The sequence below is a fragment of the Aestuariibaculum scopimerae genome, from assembly GCF_059428085.1.
The window spans coordinates 688,609-707,830 of sequence record NZ_CM182089.1 but is presented as its reverse complement, the minus strand read 5'-3'; the positions used below and the strand labels follow the sequence as shown (position 1 = coordinate 707,830).

General features: G+C 42.0%; 10 protein-coding genes. All 10 read left to right on the top strand.

The window, feature by feature from the left end; genetic code table 11:
* The first annotated feature begins 5 nt into the window (after positions 1-5).
* The 10 genes from AC5SR4_RS03235 to AC5SR4_RS03190 all read left to right on the top strand — a co-directional run bounded on the left by AC5SR4_RS03235 (position 6) and on the right by AC5SR4_RS03190 (position 19,216).
* A complete protein-coding gene (locus tag AC5SR4_RS03235) occupies positions 6-1,433 on the top strand; it encodes a glycoside hydrolase family 140 protein (protein WP_495358100.1) in 1,428 nt (475 codons plus the stop codon).
* A 5-nt stretch (positions 1,434-1,438) separates the two neighbouring features.
* Positions 1,439-3,025 carry a glycoside hydrolase family 28 protein gene (locus AC5SR4_RS03230; protein WP_495358099.1) on the top strand — a complete coding sequence of 529 codons (1,587 nt, stop codon included), beginning with the start codon at positions 1,439-1,441 and terminating at the stop codon, positions 3,023-3,025.
* 11 nt (positions 3,026-3,036) lie between these two features.
* Positions 3,037-3,957: a glycoside hydrolase family 43 protein gene (locus tag AC5SR4_RS03225; protein WP_495358098.1), complete on the top strand. Its 921-nt coding sequence runs from the start codon at positions 3,037-3,039 to the stop codon at positions 3,955-3,957.
* A complete protein-coding gene (locus AC5SR4_RS03220; RefSeq protein ID WP_495358097.1) occupies positions 3,950-5,821 on the top strand; it encodes an exo-alpha-sialidase in 1,872 nt (623 codons plus the stop codon). The genes AC5SR4_RS03225 and AC5SR4_RS03220 overlap by 8 nt, the downstream gene beginning before the upstream one ends.
* Before the next feature lies 1 nt (position 5,822).
* Positions 5,823-8,612, top strand: coding sequence for a glycoside hydrolase family 78 protein (locus AC5SR4_RS03215; RefSeq protein ID WP_495358096.1), 2,790 nt, complete (start codon positions 5,823-5,825; stop codon positions 8,610-8,612).
* 53 nt (positions 8,613-8,665) lie between these two features.
* A complete protein-coding gene (locus AC5SR4_RS03210) occupies positions 8,666-10,072 on the top strand; it encodes an acetylxylan esterase (protein WP_495358095.1) in 1,407 nt (468 codons plus the stop codon).
* Between the two features lies 1 nt (position 10,073).
* Positions 10,074-12,548 carry a glycoside hydrolase family 95 protein gene (locus AC5SR4_RS03205; RefSeq protein WP_495358094.1) on the top strand — a complete coding sequence of 825 codons (2,475 nt, stop codon included), beginning with the start codon at positions 10,074-10,076 and terminating at the stop codon, positions 12,546-12,548.
* Between the two features lie 39 nt (positions 12,549-12,587).
* On the top strand, positions 12,588-14,231 hold the full coding sequence (locus tag AC5SR4_RS03200) for an MGH1-like glycoside hydrolase domain-containing protein (RefSeq protein WP_495358093.1): 1,644 nt from the start codon (positions 12,588-12,590) through the stop codon (positions 14,229-14,231).
* A 207-nt stretch (positions 14,232-14,438) separates the two neighbouring features.
* Positions 14,439-17,195, top strand: a complete 2,757-nt coding sequence (locus tag AC5SR4_RS03195) for a glycoside hydrolase family 78 protein (RefSeq protein WP_495358092.1) — start codon at positions 14,439-14,441, stop codon at positions 17,193-17,195.
* Positions 17,196-17,293: 98 nt separating this feature from the next.
* The gene (locus AC5SR4_RS03190) at positions 17,294-19,216 is read left to right on the top strand and encodes an exo-alpha-sialidase (protein ID WP_495358091.1); all 1,923 of its coding nucleotides are present in this window, start codon (positions 17,294-17,296) and stop codon (positions 19,214-19,216) included.
* The last annotated feature ends 6 nt before the right edge of the window (positions 19,217-19,222 follow it).

The following is a 19,222-nucleotide window of genomic DNA, read 5'->3' as shown; positions in this document are numbered from 1 at the left end:
AACCAATGAAACACCAACAACGACATTTAAAAGCCTTTGCAATTCTAGGATTGGCACTTATGCTAGCCTCCTGTAAAGACACAAAAAAACAACCCGAAGTAGTAGTAACAGAACCCGAAGGCTTCCAGCAAATAGAAGTATCCGATAATGGCCATTACTTTCAAACCGAAAACGGCAAACCATTCTTCTGGTTAGGCGATACCGGTTGGTTGGCATTCAGTAAACTGGACAGAGACGGTATAGAAAAATATTTTGAAGACCGTAAAGAAAAAGGCTATAACGTCATTCAAATCATGACCATCCACTCCCTGGGCGTTTCTAATGTATACGACGATACTGCATTACAAGATAAAGACATATCAAAACCTCTTGTAACCGAAGGTAGCAATTTTGAAGATGCTGAGGCTTACGATTATTGGGATCACGTAGATTATGCGCTGGATGTTGCTAAAGAAAAAGGGCTATACTTAGGTATGGTACCCGTATGGGGCTCACCTGTGGCTGCAGGTGAAGTTAGTTTGGAGCAAGCCAAAGCCTACGCTAACTTTTTGGCAGAACGTTTCAAAGACCGTGATAACATCATCTGGCTAAACGGAGGTGATACCTTTGGTAATAAGAATACAGAGATTTGGAATGCTATTGGAGAAATATTAAAAGCAAGCAATCCAAAAAGACTTGTAACTTTCCATCCCAGGGGGCGTACCGACTCATCCGACAATTTCCATAATAAAGACTGGTTGGATTTCAATATGTTTCAATCTGGACACCGAAGATACGATCAGGATGATACCGAACGTGCCTACGGTCAGGATAATTACAAATACGTTGTAGTCGATTTTAAACTCACCCCGGCCAAGCCAACTCTAGATGGTGAACCATCTTATGAAGGTATCCCACAAGGCTTGCATGACACCTTACAACCCTTATGGAATGATAACGATTTGAGACGCTATGCCTATTGGTCTGTGTTCGCAGGTGCTGCTGGCTTTACCTATGGTAATAACCACATCATGCAAATGCATGAAAATCATACGCGTCCCGAGGCTTATGGTAGTAAGAAATATTGGGTAGAAGCCTTGGACGATCCAGGGGCTGGGCAAATGCAATACTTAAAGGAACTCATGCTTAAATATCCTTATTTTCAAAGAGTGCCTGATGAAAGTCTCGTAGCGAACCAAGGTGAAAAATACAATTACCTAGCAGCAACTAGAGGTGAAGATTATGCCATGATTTATACCTATAGCGGAAAAATGATCTCTGTAAATATGGGCATTATTAAAGGGGCTGAAGTGGAAGCTTCATGGTATAACCCTAAAAACGGCGAAACCACAGCTATTGGGACTTTTAAAAATGAAGGGACCCATGATTTCGATCCACCCGGAGAAGAACAAGACGGCAATGATTGGGTACTTGTGTTAAACTCGAAAAAATAACTATTTTGAATTTAAAAACGATATTCCTCACACTCTCAATAAGCATGGCTACCATGTTTGCATCTGTTTATGGGACTACCAAAAACGGCTGGTTAAATATATTAGAAGAAGGCGGTAATAACAGGGGAGAGTTATGTACAAACGCCATTCAAGAAACCATTAACAAAGCATCCCAACAAGGAGGAGGAACCATTTATTTCCCTGCTGGTGATTACCTTACCGGTGCTTTAAAATTAAAAAGCAACATAACCATTCATTTAGAAGCAGGTTCTATTTTAAGGTTTTCAGACAATTTTGATCATTATTTGCCCTTTGTACAACTACGATGGGAGGGCACCGTTATGAATAGTTTTTCTCCATTAATCTATGCAAAAGACGAGGAAAACATCACCATAACAGGCCGGGGAATCATAGACGGACAAGGAAAAGCCTGGTGGATGGAAATGTATCGCATAGAAACTGCTAAAGAAAAACTGCCACTCAACAAGTATCAAAAGATGTGGCAAGAACAAAACGAAGGCTTAGAAACCGAGCCTTATTACCAACGCACAATGGGGTTCTTATACCACCGTCCGCCATTATTTCAAGCCTTTAGATGTAAAAACATAAAAATTGAAGGCGTTACATTTCAAAATTCACCGTTTTGGACCATCAATCCGGCATTTTGTGACAATGTAACCATAGATGGTGTAACAATTTTTAATCCACCATCCCCCAATACCGATGGTATCAATCCAACATCCTGTAAAAATGTGCACATCTCCAATTGTCACATCAGTGTAGGAGACGATTGTATAACCATAAAATCAGGTAGGGACAAAGATGGTAGAAAATGGGCAACCCCTACCGAGAACGTGACCATTACAAACTGTACGATGCTTAGCGGACACGGAGGTGTAGTAATTGGAAGTGAAATGTCCGGAGGCATAAAAAAGATCACCATATCCAATTGTGTTTTCGATGGTACCGACCGGGGCATTCGCTTAAAAGCAGCACGTGGCAGAGGCGGTGTTGTAGAAGATATCAGAGTGTCCAATATCGTAATGAACAACATAAAACAAGAAGCCTTTATGCTCAATCTGTTCTATGATAAAAATACCGTAGTAGAACCTGTGACCGAAAGAACGCCCATATTCAGAAACATTCACATAAGCAACGTTACAGGAACCAATGTCAATACGGCTGGTAGGATATTAGGAATTCAGGAAATGCCCATACAAAATGTAACCTTCTCCAATATAGACATCCAAAGCAAAGAAGGATTTTCCGTTAACACCGCCCGAGACGTAGAGTTTCATGATGTTAAAGTAAGCACAACCATAGGAAGCGCCTTTAAAATAGAAAATACCGAGTGTGTTATTTTAGACAATATCGCAACTGCCAATCCGTTACCAAACAAACCCGTGATACAACTTACCAATGTATACAATGTCTTAGTAAATAATAATTTCCCAATGCACGCCACCGATATATTTTTAGAAGTGGATGGCGAAGCAACTCAAGCTGTTTATTTAAAGCATAATGTTTTTAATAATGTAAAAACAATAGTAAAAAAAGGGAAGGACTTAAACACACAAATTAATATAGACTAATCAAAACAACCATGAATAAATTTATATTAGTACTGGTTTTAGCGTTTTGTAGTTGTGTATCACAAAAAGATGCCTACATCTTCACTTCTTTTAGAGAACCGGCTACCGAAGGACTATATCTGGCATACAGTGAAGACGGTTATCATTGGAATGACCTTAAAGGTCCGTATCTAAAACCTGAAGCGGGTGACAGCGACATCATGCGCGACCCCTCAATCGTCAGAGCCAAAGACGGAACCTATCATTTAGTATGGACCACCGATTGGCAAGGTGGCACTGGGTTTGGTTACGCCTATTCTAAGGATCTTATTCACTGGTCTGAGCAACAATATATTCCCGTGATGAAACACGAACCCGATGTGGTGAACATCTGGGCTCCCGAAGTTTTTTATGACGACGAGGAGGACCGCTACATCATCATTTGGGCATCGACCATCCCATTCCGTTTCGAGAAAGGTATCGAAGAAGAGCGTAATAACCACCGTATGTATTATGTAACAACCAAAGACTTTAAAACCTTTTCAGATACTAAATTATTCTTAGATCCGGGCTTTAGTGTAATCGATTGTGTTATTGTAAAGCGTACTAAAGACGATTATGTTTTGGTATTAAAAGACAATACGCGCCCCATGCGTAATATTAAAGTGGCCTTTGGGAAATCGCCCTTAGGACCTTTTGAAAACATCTCAGAACCCTTCACCGGGTTTTTGTCTGAAGGACCAACCGTGCTAGAACAGGATGGTAATTATCTAATTTATTACGATAATTACGGTGAAAAAAATTATAAAGCGGCCCGAACCACAGATTTTAAAAATTTTGAAGATATCACATCCGAAATAGAATTACCGGAAGGGCATAAACATGGGACCATAGCACCCATATCACAAAGTATATTAAAAGGATTAATAGAAAAAAGTAAAGAACATGATTAAAGTACCAGTAAATCACAAAATCACAATGACCCTTGTTGTAGTATGTCTGCTTTTAAGCAGTACACTTGTTTCAGCACAGCAAGACACCATTCGCTATGTAGGTGAAACACTATCCAATATCGATTACCATCATGGCCAATTAAGACCCGCGGTAGGTGTACACGCCAAGCAAGTGATGCGTGCCAGTAGAGAACACCCGGAAAAAGCCGATGGCTATGGGTGGACCTATAACCATGGGCCTAACATCGCCTATTGGAACAATACCTATTATGTACAATACCTAAGCGATCCAGTGGGCGAGCACATTCCCCCAAGTCAATCCTTTATGGTAACCTCCAAAGATGGTAATAACTGGACCTTTCCGGAAGTTATATTTCCTCCATACAGCATTCCCGATGGTTATGTGAAAGAAGGTGTGGATGTCGTGGCTAAAAACCTAAAGGCTGTGATGCACCAGCGTATGGGTTTCTTCACATCATCTGATAACCGCTTTTTTACACTGGCCTATTACGGTATCGTGATGGAACGCAAAGATGATCCCAACGACGGTAAAGGGATTGGACGTGTGATTCGTGAAATAAAAAAAGACGGCAGTTTAGGCCCTATATACTTTATACGACATAACAAAACCTGGGATGCCTCCAAATCTGATTATCCGTTCTATACCAAGAGTAAAGACAAAGGTTTTAAAAAAGCCTGTGAAGAATTATTAGCTAGTCCGTTAATGGTACAACAATGGGTAGAAGAATCCGATAGAGATGACCCCATTATTCCATTAAAAGGCGGATACAAAGCCTTTAGTTATTATCATTTGCCAAATGGAAATGTCGTGGGACTTTGGAAACACGCTTTAACATCCATGAGTCAGGATGGTGGAAAAACATGGGATTACAGTCCGTTAAGAGCCCCTGGTTTTGTAAATAGCAATGCTAAAATTTGGGGACAAAAAACCTCTGATGGTCGTTATGCTACGGTTTACAACCCTTCCGAGTTTCGTTGGCCTTTAGCCATCTCTACCAGTGATGATGGTTTAAACTACACCGATCTCCTGTTAGTACACGGCGAGATGTCACACTTACGTTACGGCGGCGCCTATAAATCACAAGGTCCTCAATACGTACGCGGTATTGTAGAAGGCAATGGCACACCTCCGGATGGCAAGATTTGGTTGACGTACAGTATGAACAAAGAAGACATATGGGTAGCATCCGTACCCGTGCCTGTAACCAGTACCGTAGACCATGATGTGAATGAAGTATTCAACAATCTGCCCGATGGCGAAGAACTAAAACTGTGGAATACTTATGATTTGTCCTGGGGCTCCGCAGAAATAGAAACAAAAGATGATGGTGTAAAATGGTTAACCCTGCGCGATGAAGATCCCTTCGACTATCCACGAGTAGAACGTGTACTACCCTTTGCAAAGAAAATGGAAGCCACCTTCGTGGTGAAGCCCGAACAAAATGACCATGGCGTGATGCACATCGAATTCCAAAACAGAGAAGGCTTACCTGCCGTTAGATTCATATTCAGTCCAGAAGGCGAACTTCAACTCAAAGCAGGTTACAGAATCAAGAACATTATGAACTACGAAGCAGGAAAAGAATATAAATTCCACGTGTCGTTGGACGTCACAACACGCTCTTACAGATTCACAATCAATGATGGTCGTGAGAACGGACAAATATTCTTTGCACCTGTAGACGGTATTGCCCGTATCATGTTCCGTACTGGTGAAACACGATACTATCCAAACCCCGATACCCCGGTAGATACACCTGATTACGAAGATTTACCTAATACAGGTGCACCTGTACAAGAAGCTGTATTCAACATAAAATCATTAGTAACAAAAAAACAATAAGTTGCGGTCCATAAAGTTCATACCCGTTATAGTAGGCCTATTATTGGCTTGTACTACTCCCAATACTAAAGCTATAGAAGTTGTACAACTTACATGCGAAAGGGCCGTAAACCCGTTGGCAATAACGAATGAACACCCAAGACTTAGCTGGCAATTAATTTCTGCGGCAGATAATGTAACTCAAACAGCTTATCAAATATGTATTGCTTCCACGCCTGATAAATTAAAAAATGATGAGGCCGATGTTTGGGACAGTGGTAAAGTCACCACCAACCAAAGTCAGCTAGTAACTTATAAAGGTGAAAAACTTCAGAGTGAAAGTAAATACTATTGGAGAGTGAAGGTATGGAATCAGGATGAGATCCCTTCTACTTGGAGTGAAACGGCTTATTTTAGGACAGCCCCCCGTAGCGACGATTTAAATCCTACGTGGATTGGTGCCATTAGTAAAGCCGATAGTCATTTGCCAGAAGGGCGAAACTTCCATACGGCCACTTTTAAAAAAGAAAAAAGGCAGGCCATAATTGATGCTGCCAACCTGCTAGCGCGACAAAGCATCCAATTACGTAAACCTTTTGAACTGACAAAAGGCATAAAAGAGGCTGTTGTATATGTTTCAGGTTTAGGTCATTATGAACTCAGCATCAATGGTGAGAAAATAGGGAACAGCGAATTTGCACCGCTTTGGACTGATTACGATAAAACAGTTAATTATAACACCTACGAGCTAAACCCCAAAGTCCTCCAAAAAGGTAACAATGTTATAGGCGTCCTTTTAGGCAACGGCATGTACAACATGCTTGCAGAACGCTACGCCAAGTTTTTCGTCAGCTTCGGGCCCCCAACCCTGTTTTTAAAACTCAAGGTTACCTATGAAGATGGTTCGGAAGTGATTATCAACTCCGATGCCACATGGACCTATGCACCAAGTCCCATCACCTACAACAGTATGTTTGGTGGTGAAGATTACAACGCCAATTTAGAACAACCCGGATGGAATCGTCCCGACTTCAATGCCAATCAATGGGAAAGCGTCGTCGTACAAGAAGCACCCCGTGGCGAATTAAGAGCACAACAAGCGCCGCCCGTAACCATCCAAAAAACCTATTCTGTTAAAGAATATAAACAACCCATACCCGATACCTATGTATTTAACATGGGCCAAAACCTGTCCGGTTTCCCTAGCATCAAAGTAAAAGGGAAAAAAGGCCAAAGTATCAAACTGTGGGTAGGTGAGGGCTTAAAAGACGATGGCACTATAGGGCAAGGCCGTTCCGGTAAACCCTATTACTATCAATATACTCTAAAGGGCGATGGCGTAGAAACCTGGCAACCCAAATTTAGTTATTACGGGTACCAGTACATACAAGTAGATAGTATTAACTACAAAGAAGAAAACGACCCTACACGCCCCACATTATTAGAAGTTACGTCTAATTTTGTGTACAATAACGCTGGCGAAGCCGGAACTTTTCAAAGTTCCAACACCATATTTAACAAAGCACACGAACTCATCAATAACGCCATAAAAAGTAATTTTCAGGCCGTGCTCACCGATTGTCCGCATCGTGAAAAATTAGGCTGGTTAGAAGAAGCCCACCTGAATGGCCCCGGATTGATTTACAATTACAATATGGAAACTTTTATCCCTAGCATTATGCAAAACATTGCTGATGCGCAGCGTGATAACGGTATGATTCCCTCCATAGCACCCGAGTATGTTATATTTGGAGGCGATTTCACCGACTCCCCCGAATGGGGTGTTACCGGAGTCATTCTTCCCTGGATGTATTACCAATACTATGGCGACGATAGTCTCATAAAAACATACTATCCCGTTATGAAGCAGTATGTAGATTACCTAACCTCCAAATCCGAAAACTATATTGTTTCCTATGGATTAGGTGATTGGTACGATTACGGCGACCACGCTGCCGGGTACTCCAAAAACAGTCCCATTGCCCTGTCTGCAACAAGTCACTATTACTACGGTGCGCACCTCGTAGCCAAAGCAGCCAAACTGCTCAATAAAACAGAAGACATCGCCAAATATGAAACTCTGGCTACCAATATAAAAAACGCATTTAACAGCACCTTTTATAACAAAGACACGAAACAATACGGTACTGGCAGTCAGTTTAGTAATGCCGTACCAATTTTTATGGACATCGTAGCACCCGAAAACAAAACAGCCGTCCTTAATAACCTATTGGCCGATATCAAATCCAGAGGCTACCGATTAACCACGGGCGATGTTGGTAACCGCTACCTGTTTCAAGCACTTGCCAGAAATAATGAAAACGAAGTTATGTACAAAATGCATAACCATTACGATACGCCCGGTTATGGTTTCCAAATACAATTCGGACTTACCACACTTACCGAGCAATGGGATCCCAGAAAAGGAAACTCCTGGAATCACTTCATGATGGGGCAAATTGAAGAATGGTTTTATAGAAGCTTGGCAGGTATTGTCCCTGACGACACCCACCCTGGATTCAAACATTTCTATATAGAACCTGAATTTGTGGGCGACCTTACGTTCGTAAAAGCAAGCTACCAATCTGTGTATGGTACCATCGTTTCCGAATGGGAGAAAAAAGAAGGCCAATTTATCTTAAACATACAAATTCCGGTAAATACTACCGCAACTATTAAGTTGCCCATAGCCAAAGGCAGCGAAGTCACCATAAACAACAAAAAATACAAAGACATCACATATAAAGACAATCAAAAGCCGTATTTTAAACTAGGCTCTGGAACTTACCGCGTAGCGGTTAAAGTATTGTAGAAAAGAAAGGTAATAACCCATATATTAAATTCCTCGTAGAGAATAAACAGAAGATGAAAACAGCAATAAAATACATTGTAGTAATTTTAGTAGGGCTCAGTAATCAGCTCCTACTAAACGCTCAAACCTCCGATACCAACTTTAACGAGCCCGTTGCACATACTATCCAAAAAATAGAAACCATCTTCAACGTCGCCATCAATGACGACCGAAACCTCCTTAAAGACAAAACCCTCGATTACGCCGATTGGAGAATAGAGCCCGGTAATTTGGAAGTGTCCCTTGCGAATGTCCTTGCTCCTCTAAACCTCATGACTTTCAAACAAGCCGACGGCAGTTATAGCATCCGTAAGTTTGAATATCACAAAGTCTCCGTATCTGAAGGGAAAGAACGTTTAGACTACCTTTCTGGGTTATACCATAACAAAGCAGCTTGGGAAGTACGCAAGGCTGACCTCAAAGCATGCATGATAACCGCTTTAGGATTAGACAAAGCCCCTGCAACCCCTAACAGCAAGCCCATCCTCACCAAACAAAGAAAATACAAAGGCTATACCGTAGAAAATATAGGTTTAGAAATATTGCCAGGGGTTTATGCTACCGGGTCTATATACAAACCCTATCCCCTTAGAAAAAAGGCTGCCCTCATCGTGATGCCTAATGGTCATTTTGGTGATGGGCGCTACCGCAAAAGCGAACAAATACGAAGCGCGATGCTTGCCAAAATGGGTGCTATCGTGGTAAACTTCGATTTATTCGCTTGGGGAGAATCCACATTACAATTCCCTTCTGAAACCCACCGCAACAGTATCGCATCTACCATACAAGTCCTTTGCGGCATGCGCTTATTAGATTACCTAACCACTCTAAAACATGCCGATGCCTCTCGAGTAGGTGTTACAGGGGGGTCCGGTGGCGGGTCGCACACCATGTTCCTGGCTGCATTGGACGATAGAGTTACCGTTTCTGTACCCGTTGTTATGGTGTCCTCTCATTTTTCAGGAGGCTGTCCTTGTGAAAGTGGTCGCGGACTCCACCTATGTGGTAACGGCACTAACAATGCAGAAGTCGCCGCTATGGCTGCTCCCAAACCCCAGTTAATCATTTCTGATGGAAAAGATTGGACGCTAGCTGTTCCTGAACTTGAGTACCCATTTATAAAACGCACGTATGGCTTTTACGGAAAAGGAGACTTGTTAGAAAATGCCCATTTCGGAAACGAAGGCCATGACTATGGTGAATCCAAACGTATGGCCATGTACCCTTTTATGGCGAAATATTTAGATCTTGATATTGAAAAAATTAAGGATAAAGAAGGCAACATCGACGAATCCGGTTGCGTTGTTGAGCCATATGAAAATCTCTATGTCTTTGGAGATAAAGGTGAAAAGCTCCCTGGCAATGCCTTAAAAGATATCGATGCCCTATACCAAATGTTTGGAGAAAAGAATTATAAATAAAATGATGTTGAAAAGAACAAAAAACATACTAGTAAGCCTGTTACTGCTCATTGCCGGGCAAACCCTTATTGCACAAAACACAACCCCCTTAAAACTGTGGTACGATGAACCCGCTTCTATATGGAACGAAGCCCTGCCAATTGGTAACGGACGCTTAGGAGCTATGCTATTTGGTGATCCCGCTGTGGAGCGTTTGCAGTTAAACGAAGAAACTATTTGGGCCGGATCACCTAACAGCAATGCTCACGACAAAGCCTTAAAAGCCTTACCTGTAGTAAGGCAATTGATTTTCGATGGTAAATACAAAGAAGCGCAGGATATGGCAACTCGTGATATTATGTCGCAAACCAATAACGGGATGCCTTATCAAACCTTCGGTAGTGTGTATGTGTCCTTTCCCGGTCATCAGGATTACACCGATTATTACAGGGACTTAGATATTGAAAACGCCACTGCCAAAGTACAGTACAAAGTCAACGGTGTTACCTTTACCAGAGAGGTACTAACCGCATTTACAGACCAGGTCGTTGTAATGAAATTGTCCGCAGACCAACCCGGGAAAATCACCTGTAACCTGTTCATGAATAGTCCTTTTGATAAAACCCTAACCACTACCGAAGACAACCAAATTACCCTCTCCGGAGTAACCAGTACCTGGGAAAAACAAAAAGGACGTGTTAAGTTTCAAGGCCGTTTAGAAGCAAAAAATAAAGGCGGTAATGTGACGGTAAGTAATGGCATCGTGAGTGTAAATGGAGCCGATGAGGTGACCATTTACATATCTATTGCTACTAATTTTAAAGATTACAAAACGCTTACTGAGGATGAAGTGGCTAAAAGCAAAAACTATCTTGATAAAGCCATAACCAAAGACTTTCAAACCATAAAGAAAGCGCATGTGGACTATTACCAAACCTTCTTTAACAGAGTATCTTTAGACTTAGGTCAAACCGATGCCGTTAAAGCAACCACGGACCAGCGTATTAAAAACTTTGCAAACCAATTCGACCCCCAATTGGCAGCTCTGTATTTCCAGTTTGGGCGGTATCTTTTAATATCCAGTTCACAACCCGGTGGACAACCTGCCAACCTGCAAGGGATATGGAACGATATGCTGTTCCCGCCATGGGAAAGTAAATACACCATGAACATCAATGCCGAAATGAATTACTGGCCGGCTGAGGTAACCAACCTGTCCGAAATGCATGAGCCCTTCATCCAAATGGCAAAAGAGCTGAGCGAAACCGGAAAAGAAAGTGCTAAAACCTTATACAACGCCAACGGATGGGTATTGCACCATAACACCGATATATGGCGTATTACAGGTCCCATCGATTATGCCGCCTCCGGCATGTGGCCCACAGGAGGCGCCTGGGTAAGTCAGGACCTCTGGGAACGTTACCTCTACACAGGCGACAAAGCCTATTTGCAAGAGATATATCCCATTATGAAAGAAGCGGCCACCTTCTTTTTGGATTTTATGATACCCGAACCTGAGTCCGGTTACCTTGTGGTAGTGCCATCAAGTTCTCCAGAGAACACCCATGCGGGAGAAGACGGTAAGTCAACCATTGCCGCAGGCACCACTATGGATAACCAACTCGTATTCGATTTGTTTACCAACGTGATGCATGCCACCGATATATTACAAAAAGACCAGGTTTTTGCACAAAAACTAAGTGATGCCTTGGCAAGAATGTCACCCATGCGCATTGGACAACACGGACAATTACAGGAATGGATGATCGATTGGGACGACCCCAAAGACGACCACAGACACGTATCGCATTTATATGGACTTTTCCCTAGCAATCAAATAGCTCCCCTAAATACTCCCAAGTTGTTTCAGGCAGCAAAAAAATCTCTTGAATATCGTGGCGATGAATCCACTGGGTGGTCCATGGGCTGGAAAGTCAACCTTTGGGCGCGACTGTTGGATGGTGACCATGCCTACAAACTTCTTCAGGATCAATTACACCTCGTAACCCCGGAGCAGCGCAAAGGTGGTGGTACCTATCCTAATATGTTAGACGCTCACCAACCTTTTCAAATCGATGGTAACTTTGGGTGCACAGCCGGTATCGCAGAAATGCTTATGCAAAGTCATGCAGGTGCCATCCACTTATTACCGGCCTTGCCAAGTGTTTGGAAAAACGGCCACGTGAAAGGTCTCATCGCCCGTGGCGGATTTGAAATAGACATGACATGGGAAAACAACCAAGTCACCCAATTAATTATACAACCCAAAATAGACGGTAACTGTCGACTTCGATTAGAAACCCCATTAAAAGCAGGCAAAGGAACGTCGCTTAGAAAAGCCCGAGGTGAAAACCCCAATCCCTTATATTACGAAGTCAACGTAAAAGAACCCATTATTTCAGAAAAAGTAGCCATAGAACCTTTCAAGCTACCAAAATATTACGAATACGACATAAACATGAAAGCGGGTAGGACCTATACATTTTACGCTAAATAGAATAATAAAATAACAAGAGAAAATTAAATAGAAAAGGGTATGATTGATAATAGTGAAATAGTTCAGAGTTCAGAGTTCAGAGTTCAGAGTGAGAGCTTTGCGCCTTTGCGTCTTTGCGAGAGAAAAAACAATTACCTACAAGCACTCCTTTTGCTTATAACCTTAAGTCTAAGCAGTTGCAAGTCTGCTCAAACCCAAGAAGCAGGTCCCTCAGTTTTAAAAGCTGACGATTTTAAACACTACGTCACTTACTTCAACAATATGGAGGACGAAAACATCGCCAAAGCCATTCCCAATAAAGATGCGTGGCAATGGATGGAAAGCAACATCCCTCTGTTCGAGTGCCCACAGCAAAACTTTGAAGAAATCTTCTACTTCCGTTGGTGGACGCTTAGAAAACACATTACGGAAACCCCGCAAGGCTATGGTATTACCGAGTTTTTAGTAAACCGCTCTTATGCCGATAAATACAATCTGATTAGTTGCGCTTTAGGACATCATATTTATGAATTCCGTTGGATTCATAACCCGGCATACATAGAGCAAAACGTTCACTTATGGTACCGTGGTAATGACGGCGGTCGTATGGAAAAACTAGGGAAATTTAGTAGCTGGACCACCAACGCTCTTTACAACCGCTACCTCGTTAACAAAGATGAAAAATTCCTGTTAGACATGTACCCAGACCTAATTAAAGATTACGATTACTGGGAAGCCGAACGCAGACGCCCCGATGGACTCTTTTGGCAGCACGATGTAAAAGATGGCATGGAAGAATCTTTAAGTGGTGGTCGTCGTGTAAAAAATGCACGGCCTACCATAAATAGCTACATGTACGGTAACGCCAAAGCATTGGCAAACATAGCCCGGCTAAAAGGGGATACCAAAAACGAAGCCTATTACGAAGCCAAAGCAGACACCATGCAACGTCTTGTAGAAACTAAACTATGGAATCCCGAAGACACCTTTTTTGAAACCTTCACCGAAAAAGATACTTTGGCTGAAGTACGGGAGGCTATTGGATTTATACCCTGGTACTTCAACCTGCCAGAAAAAAACAAAGGTTATGAAGCGGCTTGGGAACAAGTTAAAAACGAAAAGGGGTTTGATGCGCCTTTCGGTTTAACCACCGCTGAGCGTAGAAGTCCGCGTTTTAGAAGTCACGGCACAGGCACCTGCGAATGGGATGGCGCCGTATGGCCCTTTGCGACGTCTCAAACACTTACTGCTATGGCTAACGTATTGAACAATTACAATCAAAATAAAGTCGACAAAGCAGATTATTTCAAACAAATGAATAAATATGTGGAATCGCAGTATTACCGCGGGCGACCATACATAGGAGAGTACTTGGACGAAACTACGGGCTATTGGCTCATGGGCGACAGAGAGCGCAGCAGGTACTACAACCATTCCACATTCAATGATTTAATCATCACCGGACTCGTAGGGTTACGCCCCCGTGCCGACGACACCATAGAAGTGAACCCGCTTATTCCTGCAGAGCAATGGGATTGGTTTTGTTTAGATAATCTATTGTATCATGGCAATATAATCACTATTTTATGGGACAAAACCGGGGAGAAATATAACAGAGGTAAAGGATTTAAAATATTTAAAAACGGAAAAGAAGTAGCTGCCTCCGAAACTTTGGAAAAATTGGTTTACAATGGCTCCATGTAAATATGCAATGCCTCATTGTCTTTTTACAATGACGCATTGTTGTTTTACAATGATTTATTGACGGTTTACAATACCGCATTGTCTTTTTACAATAAGCTATTGTTGTTTTACAATGACACATTGTAAGTTTACAATGGATTAAAGTATGTTTACAATAGTTTAAAATAGGCATAAACTAACAAATTTAATAAGATCAATACTAACGAGATGAAAAGAATAGCATTACAAATAATTACATTATTAATTGTATGTGTGGCATTTGCACAAAACACCATCAACGTACATCAATTGCAGTGTGAGATGCTTACAAATCCATTGGGTATAGACGTCCTGCAACCCAGACTAAGCTGGCAGTTTTCAACAGATGCAACCGGTGTAGAACAGCAAGCTTACCACATCATGGTGGCATCCACACCCGAAAAACTAGAAGCTAATACACCCGATTTATGGGATACAGGGAAAGTAACAAGCGATGCCTCTATCAATGTTGTCTACAAAGGAAAAACACTTCATAGTAAAGACGAAGCCTATTGGAAAGTGAAAGTATGGACCAATAAAGGTGAAACTGCCTGGAGTGATATGGCTTGGTGGAGCATGGGGATCTTAACCTATGCCGAGTGGAAATCTACAAGATGGATAGGCAACAACCACCTCTTTCTAGGAGATAGCGTGAGTCAGTTTTCCAGACTATCCGCCCGGTACGTTAGAAAAGAAATCGACATAAAAAAACAAGTCAAGAGTGCTAAAGTTTACATTATGGGTATGGGACTTTACGAACTCTTTATTAATGGAAACAAAATAGGCGATCAGGTACTCGCACCCGTACCAACGGATTATACTAAGAATGTTAAATACAACGTATTCGATGTGACTGATAATTTAAAACAAGGCGCCAACGTACTAGGAACCATTCTGGGAAATGGCCGTTACTTTGCCATGCGCTTAGAATATAAGCCCTATAAAATAAAAACCTTCGGGTTTCCTAAAATGGCGCTGCAACTAGATATCCAATACCAAGATGGGAGTAGCGAGATTATAAGAACCGACGAAAGCTGGAAATTTACTCCCTTTGGCCCTATACGAAGCAACAACGAATACGACGGCGAAATTTATGATGCCCGACTAGAAATGCCCAATTGGAACACCACCAATTTTGATGACAGCAATTGGCAAAACCTTATGTGGGTTCAAGAGCCCGGTGGTTTTTACGAAGGCCAAATGACCCCCAACATGACCATAAAAGATACTGTAACCCCCCTAACCATGACTAAAACCCCCAACAACAGTTACATCCTGGACATGGGGCAGAACATGGTCGGCTGGTTACAAATTAAAGTTAGGGGTGAACGCGGACAAAAAATCACCATGAAATTTGCCGAATCCCTAAAAGAAAACGGCGAACTCTATATTGCCAATTTGCGCGATGCCAGAGTAACTGACGAATATATCTTGAAAGGCGACGGTGAGGAGGTCTGGGAACCCACTTTCGTATACCACGGCTTCCGATTTGTAGAAATTAAAGGCCTGACTAATAAACCGTCTTTAAACGATTTCATAGGGAAAGTGGTTTACGACGATATGGAAACTACCGGAACCTTCGAATGTTCCAATACAACCATGAACCAAATCTTTAAAAATGCCTATTGGGGCATAGGTGGTAACTACAAAGGTATGCCGTTAGATTGTCCCCAACGTAACGAACGTCAACCCTGGTTGGGCGACAGAACCACAGGAGCCTATGGTGAAAGTTTTATATTCGATAACCAGACGCTCTATGCCAAATGGCTGGACGATATAAAATATTCCCAAACCTTAGATGGGGGGATCCCAGATGTAGCGCCCGCTTTTTGGCGTTACTACGGCGATGGAGTAACCTGGCAGGGTGCTTATATCAAAGTTGCTGATATGCTATATCAACAATTTGGTGATAAACGAGGTATCAAACAACATTATCCATACATGAAAAAATGGATAACCTACATGGAACAGCAATACATGAAAGACGACCTCATGACCAAGGATAAGTACGGCGATTGGTGTGTGCCACCGGAATCTTTGGAAATTATCCGTTCCCAAGACCCTACGCGATTAACCGATGGCGAAGTACTCTCCAGTGCTTTCTACTACCATTTGTTACAACTCATGAAAAAATTTGCAAAAATAAGTGGTGCCGAAGCCTCAGATATCAGTTACTATGATGCTCTTGCAAACCGCGTAAAAATAGCCTTCAATAAAAAATATTTAAACAAAGAGACCTATAGCTATGCCAACAATACCGTAACCGCTAATGTGTTGCCGTTGGCTTTTGATATGGTTCCTGAAGACTTAAAAGAAAAAGTCTTCCAAAACATGGTACATGAAATAGAAGTTACTAAAAACGGGCACATTAGTACCGGGGTGGTAGGAACCCAGTTCCTCATGCGTACCCTTACCCAATTTGGTAGAGGTGATTTAGCCTATACGTTGGCATCCAACAAAACCTATCCCAGTTGGGGTTATATGGTAGAAAATGGGGCCACAACCATTTGGGAGCTTTGGAATGGTAACACCGCCAACCCGTCCATGAACTCCCAAAACCACGTCATGCTATTGGGCGACCTCATGATATGGTATTACGAAAACATGGCGGGCATAAAAAGCAGTGACGAGGCACCTGGCTTTAAGAAAATCATCATGGCTCCCGATTTCAATGCAGGCCTTACCTATGTAAATGCCTCCTACAAATCCAGTCACGGTCTCATTAAAAGCCATTGGAAAAAGAACAAAGGCTCTTTGGAGTGGACCATTACAGTTCCGCCAAACACCAGTGCAAGCGTACATGTGCCATCCGCGGACGTATCCAAAATAAAAATAGATAATAACAAGCTGGACCAAAATAACGGCACGTACAAAACAGAAAACAACCAAACCATCATCACATTAAAATCAGGAACTCATACCATAAACGCCCGTAAAATATTTTAGGTAAACTCGGGATGGTACAGGATAGTAAAGCAAGTGTTAAAATGTAGTTTTAACACTTATGAATAAAGACTCAAAACCAACAAAACAAATACAATAACATGAAAAAATTACAGGCCGTATTCATGCTTTTAAGCCTTCTAATATTAGGCAGTTGTAAGCAAAAAGAAGCAGAAAAAAAGATAGCATTAGAAGATAAAACATGGAAAGAAGGTATCTTGGTTGATGAATTCATCTACGATAAAGCGCCTTACCTGTCTTGTCATGCTTCTACCATAGTAGAAGCCTCCAACGGCGAATTAGTAGCCGCATGGTTTGGTGGCACTTATGAACGTCACCCTGATGTTGGTATTTGGGTAAGCAAACGTAAAAACGGGACATGGACTGAAGGCGTTGAGGTTGCCAATGGCGTACAAAACGATACGCTTAGGTATCCTACCTGGAATCCGGTGCTCTTTCAAATTCCCGATGGTGATTTAATGTTGTTTTATAAGGTAGGCCCACATCCATCCAATTGGTGGGGCATGCTCATGCGTTCTTCAGATAATGGAGACACCTGGTCTGAACCTGAAAAACTTCCTGAAGATTATTTAGGGCCCATTAAAAACAAACCTGTATTGTTGAGTGATGGTACCCTGTTATGTCCATCAAGTACCGAAGGGAACGGATGGAATCTACGCATGGAATACACCAAAGATTTTGGAAAAACATGGAATATTACCGATACTATTCCTAAAGGGCCTAACAACATCAACGCCATACAACCTAGTGTTCTCATTCACGAGGGAGGGAAATTACAAGCCATAGGCCGCACCAGAAACAGAGCACTGTTTAGTATTTGGTCTGAAGACAATGGAAAAACCTGGGGTGATATTGGGTTATTGAGTATTCCCAACAATAATTCAGGTACCGATGCCGTGACCATGCAAAACGGCGAGCACGCACTTATTTACAACCACGTATTGCCTGATGGCGATGCCGTTAAAGGCATAAGAACCCCATTAAACCTATCCATATCCAAAGACGGTATTAACTGGGAGGCTGCTCTGGTATTAGAAGACTCCAGAATCAGTCAGTATTCATACCCATCCATCATACAAGGATCTGATGGTATGCTGCACATTGTTTACACCTGGCGCCGACAAAAAATTAAATATGTAAAAGTAGACCCTTCCAAACTAGTAACCTTCCCAATTAAAGATGGTGTTTGGCCTGGTCCCACAAAAGACCGCTACAAAGTTGCTGTTTGTGATTGGATGATACTTAAACGTCAGAAGTTAGGCGCTTTCGACCTCGCCAAAGAAATCAACGCCGATGGTATTGAGTTGGATATGGGCAGTCTGGGCAGTAGAGAAACCTTTGAAAGTAAATTAAGCGATTCTACCGAGCGCCAAAAGTTTATAGACAAATCCAGAGAACTTAGCGTAGAAATCAGTTCCATAGCCATGTCCGGATTCTATGCCCAGTCCTTTGCCGAGCGACCCACCGTAAAAAAAATGGTGTCTGATTGCATCGAAACCATGAAAAATATGGATGTTAAAATTGCTTACTTACCTTTAGGAACCGAGGGCGATTTAGTAAAACATCCCGAGCTAAGACCCGCCATAGTGGAAAGACTGAGATGGGCTGGCGAGCAAGTCGATAAAATCAACGGTGTTATAGCCATAGAAACGTCGTTAGATGCTGCCGAAGAAGTCAAACTTCTGGAAGAAATAGCTAACAAGAATATAAAAATCTCATTCAACTTTGCTAAAGCTATAGAACAGGGCAAAGACATTTCAGAAGAACTAAAAACGCTTGGTAGAGAAAACATTGCACAAATACATGCTTCGAATACCGACCGCGTATGGATTGAAAATGATGAGGCTATTGACCTGCCAAAAATAAAAGAAACCTTAGATAATATGTATTGGAAGGGTTGGTTAATCGTAGAGCGTTCCAGAGATACCTCCATGGTTAGAAACGTAAAAGCCAATTATGGGGCCAATGTGGCCTACCTTAAGAAAGTGTTTCAAAGCAAATAAAAACAA

Excerpts from the sequence above, each read along its gene's own strand:
- AC5SR4_RS03190 (WP_495358091.1), top strand. The coding sequence starts at position 17,294 with ATGAAAAAATTACAGGCCGTATTCATGCTTTTAAGCCTTCTAATATTA.
- AC5SR4_RS03220 (WP_495358097.1), top strand. The coding sequence starts at position 3,950 with ATGATTAAAGTACCAGTAAATCACAAAATCACAATGACCCTTGTTGTA.
- AC5SR4_RS03210 (WP_495358095.1), top strand. The coding sequence starts at position 8,666 with ATGAAAACAGCAATAAAATACATTGTAGTAATTTTAGTAGGGCTCAGT.
- AC5SR4_RS03235 (WP_495358100.1), top strand. The coding sequence starts at position 6 with ATGAAACACCAACAACGACATTTAAAAGCCTTTGCAATTCTAGGATTG.
- AC5SR4_RS03195 (WP_495358092.1), top strand. The coding sequence starts at position 14,439 with ATGAAAAGAATAGCATTACAAATAATTACATTATTAATTGTATGTGTG.
- AC5SR4_RS03225 (WP_495358098.1), top strand. The coding sequence starts at position 3,037 with ATGAATAAATTTATATTAGTACTGGTTTTAGCGTTTTGTAGTTGTGTA.
- AC5SR4_RS03200 (WP_495358093.1), top strand. The coding sequence starts at position 12,588 with ATGATTGATAATAGTGAAATAGTTCAGAGTTCAGAGTTCAGAGTTCAG.
- AC5SR4_RS03205 (WP_495358094.1), top strand. The coding sequence starts at position 10,074 with ATGATGTTGAAAAGAACAAAAAACATACTAGTAAGCCTGTTACTGCTC.